22 protein-coding genes are annotated in these 22,324 nt (G+C 62.9%); 12 read left to right on the plus strand and 10 right to left on the minus strand.

Annotated features, from left to right (window positions below; translation table 11 throughout):
• Positions 1 to 150 precede the first annotated feature (150 nt).
• From AC25BC_RS26555 to AC25BC_RS26570, 4 genes are read left to right on the plus strand one after another with little or no spacing between them, the layout of a single operon-like run.
• A complete protein-coding gene (locus tag AC25BC_RS26555) occupies positions 151 to 1,038 on the plus strand; it encodes a sugar phosphate isomerase/epimerase family protein (protein WP_012755374.1) in 888 nt (295 codons plus the stop codon).
• 59 nt (positions 1,039 to 1,097) lie between these two features.
• Positions 1,098 to 2,267 carry a mandelate racemase/muconate lactonizing enzyme family protein gene (locus AC25BC_RS26560; protein WP_003562969.1) on the plus strand — a complete coding sequence of 390 codons (1,170 nt, stop codon included), beginning with the start codon at positions 1,098 to 1,100 and terminating at the stop codon, positions 2,265 to 2,267.
• Between the two features lie 2 nt (positions 2,268 to 2,269).
• Entirely contained in the window at positions 2,270 to 2,959 is a 690-nt protein-coding gene (locus AC25BC_RS26565; RefSeq protein WP_003562968.1) for a FadR/GntR family transcriptional regulator, read from the plus strand.
• Positions 2,960 to 2,984: 25 nt separating this feature from the next.
• A complete protein-coding gene (locus tag AC25BC_RS26570; RefSeq protein ID WP_128439665.1) occupies positions 2,985 to 3,959 on the plus strand; it encodes a hydroxyacid dehydrogenase in 975 nt (324 codons plus the stop codon).
• 79 nt (positions 3,960 to 4,038) lie between these two features.
• Here AC25BC_RS26570 and AC25BC_RS26575 read toward each other — a convergent pair whose 3' ends face one another.
• The 7 genes from AC25BC_RS26575 to AC25BC_RS26605 form a co-directional block, all read right to left on the minus strand.
• Positions 4,039 to 5,115, minus strand: a complete 1,077-nt coding sequence (locus tag AC25BC_RS26575; RefSeq protein ID WP_017996410.1) for an ABC transporter ATP-binding protein — start codon at positions 5,113 to 5,115, stop codon at positions 4,039 to 4,041.
• Complete coding sequence (locus AC25BC_RS26580; protein ID WP_012755377.1) at positions 5,115 to 6,224, minus strand: ABC transporter ATP-binding protein; 1,110 nt, start codon at positions 6,222 to 6,224, stop codon at positions 5,115 to 5,117. Before AC25BC_RS26580 ends, AC25BC_RS26575 begins: the two co-directional genes overlap by 1 nt.
• Positions 6,221 to 6,424, minus strand: a complete 204-nt coding sequence (locus tag AC25BC_RS26585; protein WP_003562960.1) for a hypothetical protein — start codon at positions 6,422 to 6,424, stop codon at positions 6,221 to 6,223. The genes AC25BC_RS26580 and AC25BC_RS26585 overlap by 4 nt, the downstream gene beginning before the upstream one ends.
• Positions 6,421 to 7,380, minus strand: a complete 960-nt coding sequence (locus tag AC25BC_RS26590; protein WP_003562958.1) for a carbohydrate ABC transporter permease — start codon at positions 7,378 to 7,380, stop codon at positions 6,421 to 6,423. The genes AC25BC_RS26585 and AC25BC_RS26590 overlap by 4 nt, the downstream gene beginning before the upstream one ends.
• Position 7,381: 1 nt before the next feature.
• Positions 7,382 to 8,287: a carbohydrate ABC transporter permease gene (locus AC25BC_RS26595; RefSeq protein WP_003562956.1), complete on the minus strand. Its 906-nt coding sequence runs from the start codon at positions 8,285 to 8,287 to the stop codon at positions 7,382 to 7,384.
• A gap of 155 nt (positions 8,288 to 8,442) precedes the next feature.
• Positions 8,443 to 9,753: an ABC transporter substrate-binding protein gene (locus AC25BC_RS26600; RefSeq protein ID WP_003562954.1), complete on the minus strand. Its 1,311-nt coding sequence runs from the start codon at positions 9,751 to 9,753 to the stop codon at positions 8,443 to 8,445.
• A 368-nt stretch (positions 9,754 to 10,121) separates the two neighbouring features.
• On the minus strand, positions 10,122 to 10,760 hold the full coding sequence (locus AC25BC_RS26605) for a TetR/AcrR family transcriptional regulator (RefSeq protein ID WP_017996408.1): 639 nt from the start codon (positions 10,758 to 10,760) through the stop codon (positions 10,122 to 10,124).
• Positions 10,761 to 10,859: 99 nt separating this feature from the next.
• Between AC25BC_RS26605 and AC25BC_RS26610 the strand changes: the two genes are divergently transcribed.
• From AC25BC_RS26610 to AC25BC_RS26625, 4 genes are read left to right on the plus strand one after another with little or no spacing between them, the layout of a single operon-like run.
• On the plus strand, positions 10,860 to 12,056 hold the full coding sequence (locus AC25BC_RS26610) for a Tm-1-like ATP-binding domain-containing protein (RefSeq protein ID WP_128439667.1): 1,197 nt from the start codon (positions 10,860 to 10,862) through the stop codon (positions 12,054 to 12,056).
• Between the two features lie 11 nt (positions 12,057 to 12,067).
• The gene (locus AC25BC_RS26615; protein ID WP_003562947.1) at positions 12,068 to 12,910 is read left to right on the plus strand and encodes a phosphoenolpyruvate hydrolase family protein; all 843 of its coding nucleotides are present in this window, start codon (positions 12,068 to 12,070) and stop codon (positions 12,908 to 12,910) included.
• A 24-nt stretch (positions 12,911 to 12,934) separates the two neighbouring features.
• Entirely contained in the window at positions 12,935 to 13,348 is a 414-nt protein-coding gene (locus tag AC25BC_RS26620) for a cupin domain-containing protein (protein WP_128439668.1), read from the plus strand.
• 32 nt (positions 13,349 to 13,380) lie between these two features.
• The gene (locus tag AC25BC_RS26625) at positions 13,381 to 14,571 is read left to right on the plus strand and encodes a M24 family metallopeptidase (RefSeq protein ID WP_003562945.1); all 1,191 of its coding nucleotides are present in this window, start codon (positions 13,381 to 13,383) and stop codon (positions 14,569 to 14,571) included.
• Positions 14,572 to 14,642: 71 nt separating this feature from the next.
• Here AC25BC_RS26625 and AC25BC_RS26630 read toward each other — a convergent pair whose 3' ends face one another.
• Entirely contained in the window at positions 14,643 to 15,236 is a 594-nt protein-coding gene (locus AC25BC_RS26630) for a DJ-1/PfpI family protein (RefSeq protein WP_003562944.1), read from the minus strand.
• A gap of 56 nt (positions 15,237 to 15,292) precedes the next feature.
• A complete protein-coding gene (locus tag AC25BC_RS26635) occupies positions 15,293 to 15,991 on the minus strand; it encodes a GntR family transcriptional regulator (RefSeq protein ID WP_003562942.1) in 699 nt (232 codons plus the stop codon).
• A 96-nt stretch (positions 15,992 to 16,087) separates the two neighbouring features.
• On the opposite strand from AC25BC_RS26635, the gene AC25BC_RS26640 reads away from it, so the two are divergent.
• The 4 genes from AC25BC_RS26640 to AC25BC_RS26655 are packed head-to-tail and all read left to right on the plus strand — an operon-like array spanning position 16,088 to position 20,710.
• The gene (locus AC25BC_RS26640; RefSeq protein ID WP_128439669.1) at positions 16,088 to 17,122 is read left to right on the plus strand and encodes an Ldh family oxidoreductase; all 1,035 of its coding nucleotides are present in this window, start codon (positions 16,088 to 16,090) and stop codon (positions 17,120 to 17,122) included.
• Positions 17,119 to 18,348 (plus strand): iron-containing alcohol dehydrogenase, encoded by a 1,230-nt coding sequence (locus AC25BC_RS26645; protein ID WP_128439670.1) that lies wholly within the window; start codon positions 17,119 to 17,121, stop codon positions 18,346 to 18,348. Before AC25BC_RS26640 ends, AC25BC_RS26645 begins: the two co-directional genes overlap by 4 nt.
• Positions 18,349 to 18,362: 14 nt before the next feature.
• Positions 18,363 to 19,850, plus strand: a complete 1,488-nt coding sequence (locus AC25BC_RS26650; protein ID WP_128439671.1) for an NAD-dependent succinate-semialdehyde dehydrogenase — start codon at positions 18,363 to 18,365, stop codon at positions 19,848 to 19,850.
• Positions 19,851 to 19,861: 11 nt separating this feature from the next.
• On the plus strand, positions 19,862 to 20,710 hold the full coding sequence (locus tag AC25BC_RS26655) for an alpha/beta hydrolase (RefSeq protein ID WP_003562935.1): 849 nt from the start codon (positions 19,862 to 19,864) through the stop codon (positions 20,708 to 20,710).
• A gap of 113 nt (positions 20,711 to 20,823) precedes the next feature.
• Here AC25BC_RS26655 and AC25BC_RS26660 read toward each other — a convergent pair whose 3' ends face one another.
• Positions 20,824 to 22,149: an NAD(P)/FAD-dependent oxidoreductase gene (locus AC25BC_RS26660; protein ID WP_128439672.1), complete on the minus strand. Its 1,326-nt coding sequence runs from the start codon at positions 22,147 to 22,149 to the stop codon at positions 20,824 to 20,826.
• Positions 22,150 to 22,324 lie beyond the last annotated feature (175 nt).

Raw genomic sequence — 22,324 nt, forward strand, 5'->3', positions numbered from 1 at the left:
TTGCAGAGGTTCAAGAATTGAGCTAGAGCTTTAAAATAACGAGAATTGGCCAAACCAGATTGCCGAGGATGGCGAGAGCGGCCAACGATAACACAACATTTTGCCGCCCGATTGGCGGTGGACCGTGCTGCAACTGTCTGGGAGGACCTCATGCATCTTTCGACACATAACTGGATGCGGGCCGAGCCGCTCGCCGTCACGCTGAAGCGCATCAAGAAATATGGCTACGAAAGCATCGAGATATCCGGCGAGCCGGCGCAGTACGACGTCAACGAGACGCGGGCGCTGCTGAAAGAGCATGGCATCCGCTGCTGGGGCGCCGTTACGCTGACGCTCGGCGAGCGCAATCTTGCCGCCAGGGATGAAGGCCAGCGCGCCAGGTCGGTGGACTATGTCAAGAGCGTCATCACCATGGTCAGCGAACTCGAGGGCGAGATCGTCACCCTAGTGCCGGCGACCGTCGGCAAGGTGGTGCCGGATGGCACCGAGGAGGAAGAGTGGACATGGGTGGTGGACGCTACCAAGGAATGTTTTGCCCATGCTCAGAAGAGGGGCGTGCGCATTGCCGTCGAGCCACTCAACCGTTTCGAGACCTATTTCTTCAACCGTGCCGCCCAAGCGCTGGCGCTCGCCGATGCCGTCAGCCCCGAATGCGGGGTTTGCCTTGATGCCTTCCACCTGAACATCGAGGAGGAAGACATGTATGAAGCGATCCGGCTCGCTGGAAAGCGCCTGTTCGATTTCCACGTCGCCGATAACAATCGTTTTGCCGCCGGCCTCGGACAGCTCGACTGGCCGAAGATCATCGGCACGCTGAAGGAGATCGGGTACGACGGCGCCGTCACCAACGAATTCGTCGCTCCGGTCGACCGCACGCCGGCCTCAAAATATCCGGACATGGTCGAGCGCAACCCCGTCGATATTCCCCCGGAGCAACTGAAATTTATCCAGGACCACGGCTCGAGTCTTCTCACTGAGAAGTTCTACGACGATCAGATGCGGATCACCGCCGAGACGATCCTGCCGCTGATCAAGTAACGAACGGAAAGACAAATGCCCTGCGGCTCGCGGGCCGTGAGGGGCAGGGGATCCGAGACATGCGCATCAAGACCGTAGAGGCCTGGTGGATTAAAATTCCCATCGAGGCGAGCCGTCAGCACCGCAGCGACTTCGGCCGTCTGACGACCTTCGATAGTGCGATCCTGCGGATCGAAACGGACGACGGCATCGTTGGCTGGGGAGAGGGCAAGAATGCCGCGGGCAGTTCGGGCACCTATGGCACGCTGGTCCACATGCTCAATCACGAGATTGGGCCGAAGCTCATCGACCGCGATCCCGCCGACATCTCCACCATTTGGGAGATGCTCTATAACGGCGTACGCCACGAGACGGCGGCGAGTTCGGGTCACGCCATGCCCGAGATCGCGCGGCGCGGCCTTTCCGTCGCGGCGATCAGCGCGGTCGACATAGCGCTCTGGGACATTCTCGGCAAGTCGCTCGGCGTCCCCGTCTGGAAGCTGCTGGGTGGGCGCAAGGCGGACAGGTTGCCCGCCTATGCCTCGGGCGGTTGGGAGAGCGTGGACCGGATCGGCGAACAGCTCCGGTCCTATGTCGCGGCCGGTGGTTTCAAGTCGGTCAAGATGCGTGTCGGTGCGATGGATCGTGCGCTGCATGTCTCGGCATCGCGCGTGCGGGCGGCTCGCAAGGCAATCGGCCCCGACGTCGACCTGATGGTCGATGCGCACGGCACCTATACTGTTGCGGAGGCAAAGCGCTTCATCCAGATGGTCGCCGATTGCGACCTCGCCTGGTTCGAGGAGCCGGTGATAGCGGATGACAAGCCGGGCATGGCGGAGGTGCGCGCGGCTGGGAACGTGCCGATCGCTGCGGGCGAGAGCGAGGCGACGCGTTTCGCTTTCCGAGATCTTGCCATGCTTCGGGCCGCCGACATATTCCAGCCGGATCCCGCCTTCTGCGGCGGCATTACGGAGGCGATGCGCATCAGTTCGCTCGCCAGCGCCTTCAACCTCCGTTTCGCGCCGCATCTTTGGGCCGGCGCGCCCTGCTTCTTCTCCGGCCTGCACTTGTGCGCGGCCTCCCCGGCAAGCTTCATCATCGAATATTCGCTCGGCGCCAATCCGATGATCCACGATCTTGTCGAGGACACTGTGTCGGTGAAGGACGGTATGGTAGAGATCCCGGACAGGCCTGGCCTGGGCTTCACGATCAATCAGCGGGTCCTGGAGACTCACGCGCAAAGACAGTGACGATGAAAGAAAACTCCCTCCTCTCCGATCTCGCAGCCCACCTGTTCTCGAACTCGAGCGGCAACGGCCGTACGCCTTCGGAGCGAGAGCTTGCGGAGCATTTCGGCGTCAGCCGGGGCCAGGTTCGCGAGGCACTGGCCATTCTTGAGGCAATGCGCATCGTCGAGCGCCGGGCCAAGTCGGGTATTTATCTGACGACCACGGAGGCGAGCGTGGAGGCAATGGCACTCTTTGCCCGCGCCGGCGTGCCACTTGACCCTATCCTGATCTACGAGACCGTGGAGCTTCGCAAGATCCATGAGATCAAGGCCGCGGAACTCGCATGCAATCGGGCGACGGAGGAGAATTACCAGCACTTGCGCGATATCCTCGCCGCGTCGGAGGCGAAGCTGGCCGCCGGCGAGGGGCTGGCGCGCGAGGACCGGGATTTTCATTTGGAGATCGTCCGGGCCACCAAAAATAGCGTCTTCCATCGGGTGTGCAGCGTCTATTACGTCATGGGCGAGCACCGCCTGCCGATCTATTTTGCCGACGCCGCCCGCAGCCGGCGCTCGCATGAGGAGCATATCCGCATCTACGAGGCGCTGCTTGCCCGAGACGGCAATCTCGCCCAGGCGCTGATGAGCGCGCATCTTCAAGGTGCGGAAAGCTATTGGAAGGGCCTTATCGGCGGTCCAGCGACGGCAGCTTGATAGGCGTAACCGGCGGGGAGGGCCGATAAGCTTCATCTTTTCCACACATCCCCTGCACCCTGCGGCCAGGTCCATGCTCGAGGCTGCGGGTGATCTGCGCGTCGCTTCCGCGCCCGATCCCGAAACATTGCTGCGAGAAGGCCGCGGCGCGGGCATCCTCGTCATACGAGCGCCGATCCCGCCGGCCTTCTTCGAGGATGCGCCGGCGCTTCGCGCGGCGATCCGCCATGGTGCCGGGCTCGACATGGTGCCGATGGATGCAGCGACCCGCGCCGGCGTGCTTGTCGCCAATGTCCCGGGCGCCAATGCCTCGACTGTCGCCGAGCACGTCTTCCTTGTGACACTGGCCCTGCTTCGGCGCTTCCGCCTGATGGACCGCGAACTGCGTCAGAACGGCTGGGTGGCGGGCCGCGCCCGATCGGACGCGGCCGTCGACCTCGCCGGCCGCACCATCGGCATCGTCGGCATGGGCAATGTCGGCAAGGCGATCTTCAAGATCGCGAAGTTCGGCTTCGGCTTGGAGGTGGTGGCCACGAGCCGGTCGCCGGAAAGCGTGCCGGACGGCGTGCGTTTCCTGACGATCGATGAGCTTGTAGCGACGGCCGACATCGTGGTGCTCTGCTGCCCGCTGACGCCGGAGACGACCGGCTTGCTCAACGCCGGTCGCATCGGGCGCATGAAGCCCGCGGCCATTCTGGTCAACGTCTCGCGCGGCCCGGTGATCGATGATGCGGCGTTGGTCGAGGCGCTGCGCGATGGTCGCGTCGGCGGAGCCGCGCTCGACGTCTTCGCAACGCAGCCGCTGCCGCTCGACCATCCCTATTTCGGCTTTGACAACGTCATCGTCACGCCGCATCTGGCTGGTCTGACGGAAGAGAGCATGATGCGCATGGGAACAGGCGCGGCGAGCGAAGCCCTGCGCGTCATCAAGGGCGACTTGCCCGTCAATTTGTGCAATCCCGAAGTGGTAGAACACTACCGCCGGCGCTTTCCCGCATAGCGCCTCGTCGCGACAACTCGAAACGCTCGCTGCCCCTGCCGTGCCGCCGAGGCCGCTGGCATCCTTCGGACCGATCAGGTCAGCCCGCGTGCCGCAGGCTTACACCGCTTCCGGCGTCAAACAGCACGACCTTTTCCGGATTCCACGAAAAGCGAACCTCATCCTCGATCCGAAGCGCCGTCTGTGTCGGCACGGTCGCGTGGATGAACCTCTCGCCGGTGCGCAGCGTCACGATCTTTTCGACACCGTGATTTTCCACGTCGTGGACCCGTGCTTCGCCGGGCGCGCCGCTGTCGAGAAAAATGTCCTCGGGACGGATGCCGAAGGTGAGCGGGCGACCGTCTGTCGCGATCCCGTGTCCTTTCCCGAGGGGCAGCCGGTAGCCCTCGCTCGCCACTGCTTCGCCGCCGGCAAGCGTGCCGGCGATCAGGTTCATCGGCGGCGAGCCGACCGCGCGCGCGACGAAGGTGTTGACCGGGTTTCCGTAGATCTCCTGCGGCGTACCCGTCTGCACCAGTTGGCCATTGTTCAGGACGCCGATCTTGTCGCCCATCGACATGGCCTCTATCTGGTCGTGAGTGACGAAGAGGAAGGTCGCGCCGAGGTTCATCTGCAGGTTTTTCAGCTCGGTGCGAAGTGCTTCGCGAAGCTTCGCGTCGAGCGCCGAAAGCGGTTCGTCCATCAAGAAGACCCGCGGTTTGCGCACGATGGCCCGGCCGATCGATACGCGCTGCATCTCGCCTCCCGACAGCCGGTCCGTCTTGCGGTCGAGCAGATGCTCGATGCGCAGGGTCTTTGCAACGCGGTCGACGCGCTCCTTGATTTCTCCGGGCTCAACGCGACGGATACGGGATTTCAATGGAAATTCCAGGTTCTCCCGTACCGTATAGCGCGGGTAAAGTGAATATTGCTGGAGCACAAGGGCCACATCGCGCTCCGCGGCACCCCAGTCGGCAACGTCCTGCCCGTCGATGAAGACCTGGCCTGCGGTCGGCTTTTCGAGACCGGCGATCAGGCGCAGCGTCGTCGTCTTGCCGGCGCCGGTCTGCCCGAGCAGCACGAAGAACTCGCCGTCAGCAATGTCGATGTTCAGGTTTTTCAGCGCCGTGTGGTTGCCGAAGGTCTTGGTGATGCCCTTGAGTTCGATATGCGCCATCAGAGTCTGATCCCCAGCGACGAGCCGGTCGCGGTGTTGAAGAAATGTGCCTGGGCGGGGTCGATGCGCGCCCAGACGGCTTCGCCGGGACCAGGCACGAAACCGCTCTTGGTGCGTGCCCTGATCATCTGGCGACCGACCTTCAGGTCCACGATGTCGTGCGAGCCGAGAGGCTCGATGATATGCGCCTCGACCGGCATGAAGCCCTCGCGGGCCTCCCGTGAAACAAGCACGCCCTCGGGCCGGACCCCGAGTGTCAGCTTGCCGTTCTCGGCTCTTGCGTCAGAGAGGCGGTTGGCCAGCACGGCGGGGAACTCGAAGCCAGTCGTCCCGTCGCCAATCTGCACGCTGGTATGGCTGCCCGTTTCGCTTATAGTCGCCGGCGCCATGTTCATGACCGGGCTTCCGACGAACTGGGCGACGAACGTGTTGGCGGGTTGCGCGTAAACCTCTTCCGGCGTGCCGACCTGCTGAAGGATGCCCTCGTGCATGATGACGATGCGGTCGGCGAGCGACATGGCCTCCACCTGGTCATGCGTCACGTAGATGGTGGTTGAACCCTGCTTGATATGCAAACGCTTGATTTCCGCCCGCATCTCCTCGCGCAGCTTCGCGTCGAGCGCACCGATCGGCTCGTCCATCAGCATGGCCTTTGGCCGCCGCACCAGCGCACGGCCGATTGCGACCCGCTGCATGTCGCCGCCTGACAGCGCCGAAGGCTTGCGGGCCAGCAGACCGGCGATGCGCAGCACACCGGCGATCTCGCGGACCGACGCATCGACATCGGCACGGCTCATCCGGGTAGCGCGGAGCGGGAAGGCGATGTTCTCGTAGACCGTCATGTGCGGATAGAGCGAGAAGGATTGGAACACCATGGCGATGTCCCTGCCGGACGCCTTGATATGCTGCACCGGCTGCCCGTCGATCAGAATGTCGCCTTCGTCGATCGTTTCCAGCCCCGCGACGGCGCGCAATGTCGTCGTCTTTCCGCAGCCCGATTGTCCAAGGAGCACGATGAATTCATTGTCGGCGATGGCGAGATTAAGGTCTTTGATGACCTGGACGGCACCGAAATATTTCTGAATTCCGCGAAGTTCGATCTGCGTCATGAATGGTTGCCTTCGTCTGGTTGCGCGTCCCGCGGGATTTTGGTCGTCACCATGAAGGCGATCAGTCCGACGAGCGTCATCGTCATGCCGTAGCGATGCAGAAACAGGTTCCAGGGCTGGCAGAGCGCGATAATGCCGAGGATCATCAGATACTGTGAAGCGGGTTCGAGATATTTCTGGTTCAAGGCGCGGAAAGTCATTTGCGGATCGCTCCGAAGCTCATGCCGCGCAGGAGATGGTTCCTGAGCAGGAAGGTGAAGATGGCGACCGGTAGCAGGAACAGGAACGTGCCGGCCGCAATGACCGTCCAATCCGGCAGGCCTGAGCCGACCTGGCTCGGGATGAAGGGTGGAGCCGTTTGCGCGCGTCGGTTGGTCATAATTAGCGCAAATGCATATTCGTTCCAGGCCGTGATGAAGCAGAAGACCGCGGTCGCGGCGATTCCGGTCGCTGCTTCCGGGATGACGATCTTGAAAAAGGCCTCCATCCGCGTGTAGCCGTCGACGAGCGCGGCCTCCTCGTATTCCTTCGGGATCTCGTCGATGAAGCCCTTCATCAGCCAGACGGAAAAGGAAAGGTTGAAGGCGGTGTAGAGGATGATGAGGCCCCAATGCGTGTCGTTGAGGCCGACGACGCGGTACATGAGGAACATCGGGATTGCCACGACGACGGGCGGCAGCATGCGCGTCGACAGGATGAAGAAGAGAAGGTCTGCCTCCCCCTTCACTTTGAAGCGCGAGAAGCCGTAGGCTGTGAAGGTTCCCATGCCGACGGCCAGCACCGTGGACGTGATGGCGACGATCAGCGAGTTCATGAAGCGGTTCGGATAGCCGGAGGGCTGCACCTCGCCGCGGCCGGAGCGAACGATCTTCTCGCCGCCGTCGAACACCATCCGCTCCCACCAGGGGGCGGCGGCATATTCTTCAGGGCTCGGCGCCCCGCGCAGTTGCGAGCGCTTGGTGAAGAGCTTCACGAAGGGCGAGAGTTCCGGCTCGAAGAGCACCGTCGGCGGAATGGTGGTGGCAAGGTTGCGCGGCTTGAAGGCCGTCGAGGTGATCCAATAGATCGGCGCCAGGAAGATCAGCGTGATGACCAGTACGGCGGCGATCGCCACCCGGTTCAGCGCGCGTTCGGAGCGGGTTTGGACGGCAGCCATCTCAGCGCTCCTTCACTTTGTTGAGGTACTTGACGTAGATGTTGGTGATGGCGAGAACCATGATCAGGACGATGTAGGCGAGTGCGCAGGAGCGCCCAGTCTGCCATTCCTGGAAGGCCATCTTGTAGAGCCGGATGGAGATCACCTCGGTCGTCGGTTGGCTGGTCAGGATGTACGCGAGGTCGAAGGTCTTGAAGGCCTCCATCGTGCGGAAGATGATTGCGATCATCAGGATCGGCGCCACCAGCGGCAGCGTGATGCGGAAGAATGTATAAAACGGCCCCGCCCGGTCGATCGCCGCTGCCTCGTAGAGATGCTTTGGCACGGCCGAAAGGCCGGCAAGCGACAGCAGCATCACGAAGGGCGACCACATCCAGATGTCCGTGATTGCGACCGCATAGAGCGCCATGTCCGGATTCGACAGCCACTCGAAGGAGCCGAGGCCGAGTGCGTAGTTGATGATGCCGAAGGACGGGTCGTAGAGCAGCTTCCAGAAGAGGCCGACCACTGCCATCGAGAGCATCATCGGCAGCAACAGCAGCGTCGTCAAAAGACCCTTCAGCGGGATATCGCGGTTGAGCAGCATCGCGGTGCCGAAGCCGACGATCACCTGCCCCGTCACAGAGACGATCACATATTTCGCGGTGATGGCGAAATTCGACCAGATGAAAGGATCGTTCAGCAACTCGCGGTAGTTCTGCAGGCCGACGAAGTTGGCCGGCGCGTTCGACGAAGCGCGAAAGTCGGTGAAGGAATAGCCGAGCGAATAGATCAGCGGAAAGATGTTGAAGACGATCAGGAACAGGATCGTCGGAATGATGAAGAGATTGCGAATCCGGATGTCGCTCATGCCGCGGGATGCGGCACGCGATTTCGTGTCCAGCGATGTCATGACTGCGGTGGCCAATCCTCTCCTCCTCCGAGAGTTCGGCGCCGGATGCCGGAACGGCATCACGATGCGCGAAGTGAATTCCGGGCGCCGCGCCCTCTTGAGCCGGGCCTTCAACGCGGAGATGCAGAATGAAATGGGAGGGGCCGCGGCCCCTCCGCTGAGCGCGCTTGCTACTTGTGGCGTCCGTATTTCGCGAACGTCGCGTTCCAGTCCGCTGCCAGGGATTCGAGCGCTTCCTTCGCCGTGCCTTGGCCGGCAGTGACGAAGGGATAAATGCGCTGGTTCATCTGGATCAGCAGTTCGGCATATTCAGGCGTTGCCCAGAAGTCCTTCACCTTGAACATCGTCTCGTAGAAGGCCTTGTTATAGGGTGTCGCGTTCTGAAACTCCGGCGATTCAAGCACCTTGGCGCTTGCCGTATAGCCGCCGAGTTCGGCCCAGCGCTTCTGGGTCTCGTCCTTGATGAACCATTCGAGGAATTTCATCGCCTCTTCCTGGTTTTTTGAGTAGGAGATGACCGATATGCCTTGGCCGCCGAGCGCTGCGAATTGCTCGCCGTTCGGGCCCGCCGGATTGGCAAAGAAGCCGGTAACCTTGGCGTTCGGGTTGGACGCCTCGTTCACCAGGGCCGGGAAGAAGGCGAAGTAGTTCATGCTCATCGCCGCCAGGTTCTCAGTGATCGCCTGGTTGTTCTCGACGAAGAAGGACTTGGCCCAGCCCGGTGGCGTAAAGCCGTAGAGCTCGCGATAAAGCTCGAGCGCCTTGACGTTCTTCTCGGAATTGATGATGCCGTCGACCTTGTAGCTCTGGTAGTCGCCGAGTTCGCCTCCAAACGAGAAGATCGCGTTCTCGACACCCATGACGAGACCGTCATAAGAGTTGTCGGTGTAGATGGCGATTCCGTATCGCTTCTGGTCTGGACGGTGGAAGAACTCGGCGATGTCACGCATCTCGGCCCATGTCTTCGGCGGTGCGAGATCGTAGCCGTATTTGGCCTTGAACGCCTCCATCTCCTTGGGGTCTTCGAACCAGTCCTTGCGGTAGGACCAGCCGACGGCGTCGCCTTCGGCCGGAACCGACCAGTACTTTTTCGAGTTCGACGGATATTCGGCGTAGTATTTCACCGTTGCCGGGGCCATCACCTGGGTCAGATTGTGCTTGGTGAAGAAGTCGGTCAGATCGACGTAATGGCCGGCTTCTGACGCTGCCCCGATCCACTGACTGTCGCCGACGACCATGTCATAGGCTGAACCCTTGGCGTTGAACTCGGTGAAGGCCTTGGTCTGGAAGTCGGCCCACGGCGTGGTCTCGACCGTGACCTTGACGCCGGTTTGAGCCTCGTATTCGTTGACGAGTTCCTGAAGGTAGTTTGCCGGATCCCACTCGGCCCAGAAGATGGTCAGTTCCTGGGCCTGTGCGGATGTTCCGCACGCCCACATCAATCCGACACCGGCCAACAGACCGGTCATAGTTTTGCGCATAACGTTTCCTCCCATTTATGCACGCCTCCCGCTTCATCGCGGGCCTCCCGATCTGGCTTCCCGATCCTCCTGGGTGGTGTTCGTGCTGGGGGTCCTCCTCGACCCCTAGCTCGTTTCAGATCTCAAGCCTGAATGTCATTAACTTGATCTGGTATTACCAAATGCCATTATCGTCAAGCGCAACCTGGGAGACCTCTCGTCAAAGGCTCGTCTTCAGGCTTTCGCTGTCATTCCCCTGTAATTCCGGGCCTGCCGACGCAGTCGTGGCGGGCCGCCTCACATTCATCATCGCCGATCCGGACCACAATACAAGAACATATTACTGCCACTGGTCTAACCAGTTGTGCGCCAAGTCTGGGCGCGCCACGTTATGCCCCGCTCTCTGCCTGCCGTAATGCGGTATCGACAAGAGCCCTGGCGGCCCACTCGGCAACAGACTGCGCGCCTTCCGAGGTCAGGCCCCATATATCCTTCAATACGATCAGCACCTCGACGCCGAAGACAAGCGAAAGCGCCTGTGCAAGGCGTTCCCGGGATTCGGGCGGCACAGTGCCCTGCAGGGGGGCCGTGACGCTCTTCAGCAGGTCGACCCGGTGGCCGCGCTTGAACAGCGGCTCGTTGCCGAGCGTGCCCGCCTGGCGCTGCGCCCACTGGTCCAGCGAAAGTTTCAGCGCCGCCTTGAAGGTGGCCTCGAACTCGTCGATGCGCGGCATTGCAGTCGCCAAGAGGTCGGCAACGCGAGTGCGTGCGTCCGGACTATCCGATGACCAACTGAGTATCGGCCCCAGAGCCTCATCCACCACGGCATGCACGAGCACGGCCTGGCTCGGAAAGTAACGGTAGGCCGTCGCACGCGAGACTTCGGCTGCCTCGGCGACTTCACTTACCGACGGCGTGATGCCGGACTGCATGAGCCGCGTAGCCGTTTCAAGCATCAGTTTTCGCGTTCGGGCACGCGGGCCTCGCTCGGTCCTGGCTGTTTCGTTCTGTTGACGTGAGACATCCATGTCTTTATGATACGCACGTCTCACAAATTTGCAAGGGCCCGTCGCTTTGTCCCAACGTGAGATATGCCGGGAGGAAATCCACCCGGTCTCGGAGGGGAAATGAAGCAGATCTACGTGGTCGGCACGGCCGACACGAAGGGCGAGGAGCTTGCCTATCTTGCCGCTTGCATCGAAGCGGCGGGCGGCGGTGTTGTCCGCGTTGACGTCGGCATAGGCGAGCCTGCGACCGCCGTCGATGTGAAGGCCGACGCAGTGGCGGCGTGCCATCCTGACGGGGCGGAAGCCGTTCTTGCCAGCGGGGACCGCGGAAGGGCGGTCGAGGCGATGGGCATTGCCTTCGCGCGTTTCCTTGTGGAGCGCCAGGATATCGCCGGCGTCATCGGTATAGGTGGAGGCGGGGGCACTTCGATCATTACCGCAGGCATGCGCCAATTGCCGCTCGGTCTGCCAAAGATCATGGTCTCGACGCTCGCATCCGGCGATGTGGCTCCCTTTGTCGATGTTTCAGACATCGTGATGATGCCCTCGGTCACGGACATGGCGGGCCTGAACCGGCTGAGCCGCGTCATCCTTCACAACGCCGCCCAGGCGATCACCGCCATGGCCCGCCGCCCGGCTGAGGTGTCTGCATCCAAACCGGCCCTCGGGCTTACCATGTTCGGCGTTACCACACCTGCCGTATCCGCCATGGTCGAGCGCCTCCGAGCAGATTATGATTGCCTGGTCTTCCACGCCACAGGCACGGGCGGGCGGGCGATGGAGAAGCTTGCCGACAGCGAGCTCATCTCTGGCGTGCTCGACATCACGACGACCGAGGTCTGCGACCTGCTTTTCGGCGGCGTCCTGCCGGCCACCTCGGACCGTTTCGGCGCCATTGCTCGCAAAGGCTTGCCCTATATCGGTTCGGTTGGTGCGCTCGACATGGTGAACTTCTGGGCGCCGGCGACCGTACCGGAGCGTTATTCCGGTCGGCTGTTTTACCAGCACAACCCGAACGTCACCTTGATGCGCACGACGCTGGCCGAATGCGCGCAGATTGGTCGCTGGATCGGCGACAAGCTCAATCTCTGCCACGGCCCCCTACGCTTCCTCATTCCCGAAAAGGGTGTTTCGGCCCTCGACATCGAAGGCGGTGCGTTCTTCGATCCGCAAGCCGACGCCGCGCTTTTCGCCGCGCTCGAGGCGACGGTGAAGCCGACGGCGTCGCGACGTATTATTCGCCTGCCGCTCCATATCAACGACCCAGATTTCGCCGAGGCCGCCGTCGCGGCCTATCGTGACATCGCCAACCCCTGAGAGACAAATCGATGCCAGTCATACCGCGCAACACCATCCTCGAAAAATTTCACGGCATGATCGCAGCCGGCGTGCCGATCGTCGGGGGCGGGGCCGGCACGGGCATCTCCGCCAAGGCCGAGGAGGCAGGCGGCATCGATCTCATCATTATCTACAATTCCGGGCGCTACCGCATGGCGGGGCGCGGTTCGGCCGCCGGACTGCTCGCCTATGGCAATGCCAACGAGATCGTCAAGGACATGGCGCTCGAAGTGTTGCCGGTCGTGAAAAAGACCCCGGTACTCGCCGGCGTCAATGGCACGGACCCCTTCGTGCTGATGCCGCGCTTCCTCGCCGACCTCAAGGCAATGGGCTTTTCCGGCGTACAGAACTTCCCCACAATCGGTCTCTTCGACGGCCGGATGCGGCAGAGTTTCGAGGAGACAGGCATGAGCTACAATCTGGAGGTCGAGATGATCGCCACCGCCCACGGGCTCGACCTGCTGACGACACCCTATGTCTTCAACGAGAGCGAGGCTGTCGCCATGACGGTCGCCGGCGCCGACATCATTGTGGCGCATATGGGCGTGACAACCGGCGGCACGATCGGGGCCACCTCCGGCAAGTCGCTCGATGACTGCATCGATGAGATCACCGCGATCGCCAAGGCAGCGCGTTCCGTGCGCGACGATGTCATTGTGCTCTGCCATGGCGGGCCGATCTCGATGCCGGAGGATGCGCGCTACGTTCTCGAGCGTTGCCCTGGCTGCCACGGCTTTTATGGCGCAAGCTCGATGGAGCGCCTGCCGGCAGAGGCGGCAATTCGTAAGCAGACGGAAGATTTCAAGGCGCTCGCCATCGGCGCGGTCGTCTGAGCAAGGACGTGGAGGAGCCGTTTCATGGTAAAGGACAAGTACTTCATCTATCCTAAGGATGTGAGCGCCTTCGGCTTCGACTGGGGCAAGCTGTCGCTGACCGTGGCGCCCGAGGTCAACGGCGCCAGTCGCTTTTCGGGCGGTGTCGTCGAACTGCCAAGCGGCGAAGGCCATTCCCGCCACAATCATCCTGGCGCGGAGGAAATCATTTTTGTGATTTCCGGCGAGGGCGAGCAAATGGTCGAGGACGAGACGGGTAATCCGATCACGCGGACGGTCGCCAGCGGCTGCACGATCTATGTTCCCGAAAGTCGCTTCCATTCGACGAAGAACACTGGCGGCGGGCCAATGCTCCTCTTCGTGGTCTACTCACCGGCGGGGCCGGAGCTTGCGCTTCGCGACTTGCCGGACTTCCGCCTGCTGCCGCCGGGCTTTTGAGGCGTCGCATCCATTTTCTGGGAGGAAAGACAATGAACGACAATGCAGGGCAAACAAGGCAGGCCGCCGTGACGCCGTTCGATACGGCCAAGCTCGACCGTCTCATGGAGGTAGCCGGTATCGACGTCATCGTCGCCACCTCCAAACACAACACGCAATATCTCATGGGCGGCTACAAGTTCATCTTCTTCGCGGCCATGGATGCGATCGGGCATAGCCGGTATCTGCCGATGGTGATTTATGAGAAAGGCGCGCCCGATCACTCCGCCTATGTGGGCAACCGCATGGAGGGCGCAGAACACCAGAATAATCCGTTCTGGACGCCTGCCGTGCATACGGCGAGCTGGGGCACGCAGGATGCCGCCGGGCTCGCCGTCGAGCACCTGAAGAAAATCGGCAAGACCGGTGGGCGCATTGGCATCGAGCCAGCCTTCCTGCCATCCGACGCCCGCGACCTGCTTGCCGATCGGCTGGATGGCGCCCGATTTGTCGATGCCACGCATGTGTTGGAGCGGTTAAGGGCGGTCAAGACGCCAGATGAACTGGCAAAGCTGAGACGCGCCTCCGAACTGATCACCGACTCGATGCTGGCGACGGTCGCGGCGGCCCGCGCCGGTTCGACGAAGATGGAGATCATCGAGCAGCTGCGCCGGGAGGAAACGAACCGCGGCCTGCACTTCGAATATTGCCTGCTGACGCTCGGCTCCAGCCACAACCGCGCGGGCTCGCCGCAAGCTTGGGTCGAGGGTGAGATCCTGTCGATCGATTCCGGCGGCAACTATCACGGATATATCGGTGACCTGTGCCGCATGGGTGTGCTCGGCGAGCCGGATGCGGAGCTGGAGGATCTTCTGGCCGAAGTCGAATGCATCCAGCAAGCGGCCTTCGCCAATGTCAGGGCAGGGGCTGCGGGCAGGGAGATGATCGTGGCAGCGGAGGCCGAGCTCAAGGCCTCGCCGTCAGCGGCCTTCACCGACTTTTTCTGCCATGGCATGGGCCTCATCGCCCACGAAGCGCCATTCCTCATGACGAACCACCCCGTCACCTATGATGGCATCGATGCCGACAAGCCGCTGGAAGCCGGGAGCGTGATCTCGGTCGAGACGACGATGCTTCACCCAAAGCGCGGATTCATCAAGTTGGAGGATACGCTCGCCATCACCGATGGCGGCTATGAAATGTTCGGCGAGCGTGGCCGCGGCTGGAACCGCGGCGGAGCGTGAATGCTGGCCCAACCGCAAACAAGGCCCGGCAGATGTCACCTGCCGGGCCTTCTGTTATTTGGTCCGTCGTCTCAGGTGTGGTGAATCTCCGTTCCCAGCACCTTCAGGCATTCGCGGATAAAGGCGGCGAGCGCCGTCCAGCCCTTGGCCGAAACCATCGTGCCATCGACATAGGCTTCGGTTGGCGAGAGGTCGATATAGGTCCCGCCCGCCAGGGTGACTTCGGGTTCGCAGGCCCCAAGTGCACCCACCTTCTTGCCGCGAACGACACCGTCGACCGCGATCAGGATCTGAACCCCGTGGCAGATGGTGAAGATCGGCTTCTTCTGCTCGTGGAAATGACGCACCATTGCCTGCACCCGCTTGTCGGTGCGGATATATTCCGGTCCGCGCCCGCCGGCGCAGTAGACGGCATGATACTGGTCGAGCTGGTTCTCGGCCTCGGAAAACGTCTTGTTGATGGTGACGTTGTGCCCGAGTTTTTCGGTGTAGGTCTGGTCTCCCTCGAAATCGTGCAGCGACGTCCTGAGGATGTCGCCGGCCTTCTTGTCCGGGCACACGACGTGCACCGTGTGGCCGACCGCCTCCATCGCCTGCTGATAGACGAAGATTTCGTACTCCTCGGTGAAATCGCCGGTGAGCATCAGGATTTTCTTGCCTGGCATGGGTTCTCCTCCTCGTTGTCAGGTCGGGCAGGCTCGTCCTTGCCCGGCGCGGTTGCTCAGACTTCGTCGAATGCCGGCAACAGCCGGTCGCGCGAATGTTCGATATGAATGCGCATTGCGTTCGCAGCCGCGCCCGGGTCGCGCGCCGCAAAGGCATCGAGCAGCGTCTGATGCTCGGCGAGCGCCTCCTCGGTGACGCGGCGATGAAACATCAGGCGGAAGATGTGGAAATGCGTGTGCTGGAATGTCAGCATCTCGCGGATCAACTCGTTGCCGGCAAATTCCATGATCCGGTCGTGAAAGATGGCGTCCTGGCGCGCGAAGGCCGAATAGTTCGCTCGTTCGTCCCTGTTGTCGCTGCGTGTCATCACGCCCGCGGCCTCGGTGAGAATGGCCAGCTTTTCGTCGTTCATCGCCTCGGCTGCCTTCGCAGCGCCGGCAGGTTCCAACAGCAGACGCAGTTCATAGAGCTCGTCGAAACGGTGGCGCGTGATCTGCGGCGCGGCACGATAGCCAACGAGATGCTGCTTGACGACGAGGCCTTCGCCTTCAAGCCGCCCGAGGGCTTCACGGATCGGCGTATGGGAGACGTTGAACTCCTTGACCAGGTTGTCGACCGTGATGCGCGTCCCCGGCGCAATCTTCAACGACATGAGCTGGTTGAAAATTGCCTCGTAGACGTCGCCCGCCAGGCTGTTGGCGCGCGGTATCTGGGTTGTGCCCGTTGAGGGTTCCTTCGGTCTCGTCGAAATCATCCGCTGCCTTGCCTCTTGACAGGTCCAATCGCTAGCACGATGCTGCGGCCAAGACAATCCTATATCCTATACGATTTAATATAGGGAGGAAAAATCATGCGTCTATCCGAAGCGGCAGCGCTTGCGCTTGCCACCCGACTGCTCGAAGAGCATGGCGCACCGCGTGACCATGCGGCCCTGCAGGCTCGCGTCCTGGTGACGGCGGAGATGAAGGGGCACCCGTCGCATGGCCTGTACCGGCTTCCGCGGCTGGTCGAACGGATCGAGGCCGGGGTCATTGACCCGCAGACGAAAGGCACACAGCGCTGGCGCGCGGACGCGGTGCTGGAGGTGGAGGGGGCGTCGGGACTTGGCCCCGTCGTCGCCATGGCCGCGATCGAGCGGCTATCGCCTCACATTGCGGATCTTGGCATCGGCCTTGTCGCCGTGCGCAACGCCAACCATCTCGGCATGCTCGCGCATTATGTGGAGGCCATCGCCGCAATGGGTTTCGTCGGCATCGCGCTCTCGTCGAGCGAGGCGCTGGTCCATCCCTTCGGCGGTACCCGGGCCATGCTCGGCACCAATCCCATCGCTATCGCCGTGCCGACGGCCGAGGAACCGCTCGTGCTCGACCTGGCCACCAGCCTCGTGCCGATGGGCAGCATCCATCATCACGCGGCGACCGGCAGGCCCATTCCCGAGGGATGGGCGCGCGATGCGGCCGGTAACCCGACGACCGATCCGGGGCGTGCGAAGGCCGGCGCGATTGCGCCCTTCGGCGACGCGAAGGGTTACGGGCTCGGCATCGCCATGGAGCTGCTGGTGGCAGCTCTTGCCGGCTCGGCGCTCGCGCCGGATGCGCGCGGCACGCTCGACAGCCAGTCGCCATGCAACAAGGGCGACGTCTTCATCTTGATCGAGCCCAGTCTGGCGCCGGGACTGCCGGCGCGACTGTCGACCTATCTCGATGCCGTGCGCGCTTCACCACCCGCCGGCGCCGGCGAACCGGTTCTCGTCCCGGGCGACCGTGCCCGCCGGCGGCAGGTGGCGGCGAGCCGCAACGGTTTCGAGATCGACCAGCGCCTCTGGGAAGACCTCAACGCGCTTTCGCGCCCCCGGATTCTGGCCTTCGAGGGACAAGGATCATGAGCCTGTTTGCCGCCTTGAGGCTGCCGCGGGAAATTCTGTTTGGCGTCGGCCAGCGCCATGCGCTCGCGAGCGTCGCCAGCAGAACCGGCCGGCGCGCACTCGTCTGCACGGATGCGCGTTTTTCCGCAACACCGGTCTTCGCGGAAATGATCGCCGCGCTTGAAGCAGCCGGCATTGTCGTGCTGGTTCATGACCAGACGCTGCCGGACGTGCCGCAAGAAACTGTCGCGGTTTGCGTTGAGGCCGCGCGCGGCTTTGAGCCCGATATGGTGATCGGCATCGGTGGCGGCAGCTGCCTCGACATGGCGAAATGCGCTTCGCTCCTGCTCGCTCACGGCGGCGTGCTCGCCGATTATTACGGTGAGTTCAAGGTGCCGGCGCCCGTCCTGCCGGTCATCGCCGTGCCGACGACGGCAGGCACAGGCTCAGAGGCGACGCCGGTCGCGGTTGTTTCCGATCCTGACCGTACCCTGAAGGTTGGCATTTCCAGCCCTTATCTCATCGCCGCAGCGGCGATCTGCGACCCGGAACTGACCTTGTCCTGCCCGCCCGGGCTCACGGCGATTGCCGGCGCGGATGCGTTGACGCATGCCATCGAAGCCTTCACGGCCATGCGCCGCCCCGGCGATCCTGAACTCGCGCAGCAGCATGTCTTCATCGGCAAGAGCGATCTCTCCGACCAGTTCGCGCTGCATGCCATCCGGCTCCTCAGCCGGAGCCTGGAAAAGGCCTTCGTCGACGGCTCCGACATCGATGCGCGCGCCGATGTGATGATGGGTGCGCTCGCAGCCGGCTGCGCCTTCGGAACGGCGGGTACCGCTGCGGCCCATGCGGTGCAATATCCGGTCGGTGCCTTGACCCATACGCCGCACGGCCTCGGGGTTGCGACCATGCTGCCCTATGTGATGACATATAATCGCCGCGTCGCGGGCGCGGACATCGCCATTGTCGGTAGGGCGCTCGGCCTCGATCCGACCGGAGTGGAGGACGACGAGACGCTTGCCGATGCCGCGATCGGCGAGGTGAGCCGCCTCTTCGCCGCGATCGGCATCTCGCCGACGCTTGCCGGGCTCGGCCTTCCGGAAGACCGGATCGACTGGGCCGCAGAGCAGGCGCTCGGCATCGGCCGGCTGATCAAGAATAACCCCCGCTCCTTCGATGCGGCCGCCATGCGCGGCCTGGTGCGCGCCGCCTATGACGGCGACCTGGCCGCTTCCGCCCTCTGACCTGGGAAACCATCATGAACGTCAACCAGCATTCTTCGCATCCAGACCACGATCCCTTCGGGCTCCACTCGTTCTCCCGCGGCCTCTATATTGGCGGCGCCTGGCGGCCTGCGGCGGGCGAGGGTCGGATCGAGGTGATCGACCCCTCGACCGAGGCGGTCATTGCCGCCGTGCCGGATGCGACCCTTGCGGATGCGGCAGCGGCCGTGGAGGCCGCCGCAAGCGCCGCGGAAAGCTGGCGCGAGACGCCGCCTAGAAAGCGTTCCGAGATCCTGCGCCGCTGCTTCGAACTTATGGTGGAGCGCTCCGAAACGCTTGCCCGGCTCATTTCGCTCGAGAACGGGAAGGCGTTGCGCGACGCGCGCGGCGAGGTGGCCTATGCGGCGGAGTTCTTTCGTTGGAACGCCGAGGAGGCGGTGCGGATCTCTGGTGAGTTCGGCCTTGCCCCGGCCGGCGGAAACCGCATCGTCGTCGATTACCAGCCTATCGGCATCTGCGTTCTCATCACACCGTGGAATTTCCCGGCCGCGATGGCGACCCGCAAGATCGCGCCTGCCCTTGCGGCAGGCTGCACCGTCATCTTGAAGCCGGCGAGCGAGACGCCGCTGACGGCCTATGCACTTGCGGCTCTCTACGAGGAGGCTGGCGTGCCGCCGGGCGTCGTGAACGTGATGACAACATCGACGCCGGGCCCCGTCATCGCCGCCATGCTGGCCGACCCGCGGGTGCGAAAACTCTCCTTCACAGGCTCGACGGGTGTCGGCCGTACCCTTCTGGCGGAAGCGGCGAAAAATGTCATCTCCTGTTCCATGGAACTCGGGGGCAACGCCCCGTTCGTTGTTTTCGACGATGCGGACATTGACGCGGCGATCGAGGGTCTGATGGTCGCGAAAATGCGCAATGCGGGTGAGGCCTGCACGGCGGCAAACCGCATTTATATCCAGTCCGGTATCCACGATGCCTTCGCCGAAAAATTTACCCAACGCATGGCCGCCCTCAACGTAGGCTCGGGTGTGGATGCGGATACGGAATGCGGTCCGATGATCACGCGCAAGGCGGTGGAGAAGATCGAGCGCCTTGTTGAGGACGCCATTTCGCGCGGCGCGCGTGTCCTCTGCGGCGGACGATCATTGGCAGGCCGCGGCTTTTTTTATCGGCCGACGGTGCTTGTCGATGTTTCCCCGGCCTCCGATATGGGCTGCGAGGAGATTTTCGGTCCCGTCGCGCCGCTCTACCGTTTCGAGAGCGAGGCAGAAGTCATCGCTGCCGCCAACGATACGGAATATGGCCTCGCCGCCTACATCTATACCCGCGACATTGGCCGCGGCATGCGCGTCGCCTCCAAGATCGAGGCCGGCATGATCGCGCTCAATCGTGGACTGGTCTCCGATCCCGCTGCCCCCTTTGGCGGTGTGAAACAGAGCGGCCTTGGACGTGAAGGAGGGCAGCATCACGGTATCGCCGAGTTCATGGAAGCCAAGTACATTGCGACAAGTTTCTGAGGGAGGAACCTGTGGCCGCCGATCCGTTCCGCATTCGTGACCATGTCGCAGATTTCGACGCGATCGTTGACGATATCCGAGCTCGCAGCCTTGCAACGCGGCGCACTGTCGCCATGGAGGCCAACATCGCCTACGGGGATAGGCCTGGCGAGACGCTCGATATCTTCCTGCCAAACAGCGCCGGCTCGGACATGCCGATCCACATGTTCATCCATGGCGGCTATTGGCGGATGTTTTCCAAGGAGGACTATTCCTGCGTCGCTGAAACGATCACCGGCGCCGGCGCGGTCGCAGCCATCGTCGATTATTCGTTGATGCCCACGGCGAGAATGGACGCCCTGGTTGGTCAGGTCCTGAAGGCCAAGGCTTTTCTGCTGGCGCATGCCGATCGTTTTGGCGCCACGTCAAAGCGGTTTTCCGTCAGCGGCCACTCCGCCGGTGCACATCTTGCAACCTTTCTCTTTCATCGCTCAGCGCCTTCGGGGGTCGTCGCTGCTTTCCTGCTTGGCGGGCTATACGATCTGGAACCCCTGCAGACGTCTTTCCTGCGGGACGAGATCGCCCTGAGCGACGAGGAGGTGCGACGGTTTACGCCCATGCGTCATGAGCACGATCCTGCAACGCGTGTCGCCATCATGACCGGCGAACAGGAAACTGGTCCGTTCAAAATTCAGGCAAATGCCTTCAGGGGCATTCTTGCCGCCCAAGGGCTTGACGTGCGGGCATCGCAGGTCGCAGACGGCAATCACATGAGCACGGTGCGCGATCTCGCTGTCCTCGGCACGCCTGTGGCGGCAGCATTGCGCGCCTTGATTGCCAATAATGCCAGTGAGGAACCGAAGCGACACACCTTCCCTTGACCGCCGGTTTTTCGTGATCGTGGCGATCGAAGCGCGACGCATCGGCTCCTATGGCCGGTACCAAAGTCGTGCCGATCCGCGTCGTCGAACGCCGCGCAAAGGCCGACCGTGTCCTAAAAATCGGCCACTTTGCCCCAGGCGGATCCACCGAAGCGGTCGGGGTGGTAGGGTCTCGGATCAACGATCGGCTCATCGCCGGTGACGATATCGGCAATCAGATGACCGGCGCCAGGCCCGATGCCGAAGCCGTGGCCGCTGAAGCCGGCAGCGAGGATGAAACCGGGCAAGGTGGCGATCTCGCCGATCCCTGGTACGCCGTCGGGCGTGCTGTCGACATAGCCGGCCCAAGTCGCGCTGATGGCGGTTTTCTTCAAGGCAGGGAGAAGCTCGAGCGCCCGCGCACGCGTAAGCGCGATGGTGGCCTCGTCGACCGTCGGGTCGAGGATTCGCATGCGCTCCATTGGCGTCGGTCTGTCGAGCCGCCAGCGGGCCAGAGATTCGTGGCCGGAGCGAAAGCCCTCCAGCCCGCCTGGTGCGAGACTGCGCCAGCGCCGGGCGAACATCGGCAGGAATTGCCGCGCGAAGCGGAACTGCTGTGGCGTCGGATCGACACGGGCGCGGCCGCTGATCGCGAGCGTGTGACCACCATCGCGGCGCCGCGTTACCGAAACGGCTGATGTATGCAGCGCATCCGGCAGGCCGCTCGCGCCTGGAGATACGGCGAGGATCGAGGAGCGTATCGAGGCTTGCGGAAATCGAATGCCGAGCTGACGACAGAAGGAGGAGGCCCAGGCACCACCGGCGAGGACGGCGATCTTTGTCCGGATCGTGCCATGCTCGGTGACGACGCCCGAGAGCCTGCCGCCTTCGACGTCGAGGCCTCTGGCCGCGCAGGACTGATGCACCGTGCCGCCGAGTTTCAGGATCGCACGCGCGACGGCCGGCGCAGCGCTCGCCGGATCGGCGGTGCCGTCGGTCGGCGAAAACACCCCGCCTTTCCATGAAGTGCCGGTGGCATGCCCGCGTTCGGTTGCCTCGGCGCTGTTCAGCATATGCGTCGTGACGCCGACCGAGCGGGCGAAATCGCGCCAGCGGGCCCAACCGGACAGTTCCTCGTCGCTATTGCTGAGATAGAAGAGGCCGCAACGATGGAAGCCGGTGTCCTCCCCGGTCTCAGTGGCGAAGCGCTCCCACAGGTCGAGGCTCTTCGTCGACATCGGCAGTTCGCGGGCGTCGCGGTTCTGCTGGCGGCACCAGCCCCAGTTGCGGCTCGATTGTTCGGCGCCGATCAGACCCTTCTCGACGAGGGCCACCTTCAATCCGCGCCGGGTGAGATAATAGGCCGTGAAAACGCCGACGATGCCGCCGCCGATGACCACGACATCAGCGGTGGAAGGCAGTTCCGGCGTGGTGTCGACGCGATTGAGCGGTGCGGGCATGGGAGAGTCTCCGTTTTAAGCGTAGTGTAGCGCATCCGACGCCACGGCTTTGCCGGAGATCGGTTGGTGGCAGCAGAAGATTCCGTGTCGGGAGCATGCCAGCAGTCGTTTGTGCTTCGGCCTGTCCTGCAACGCGATCGACAGGCCAACGTCATGTGTTAAGGTTGGTGCCGGC

This window comes from Rhizobium sp. WSM409 (assembly GCF_057653825.1).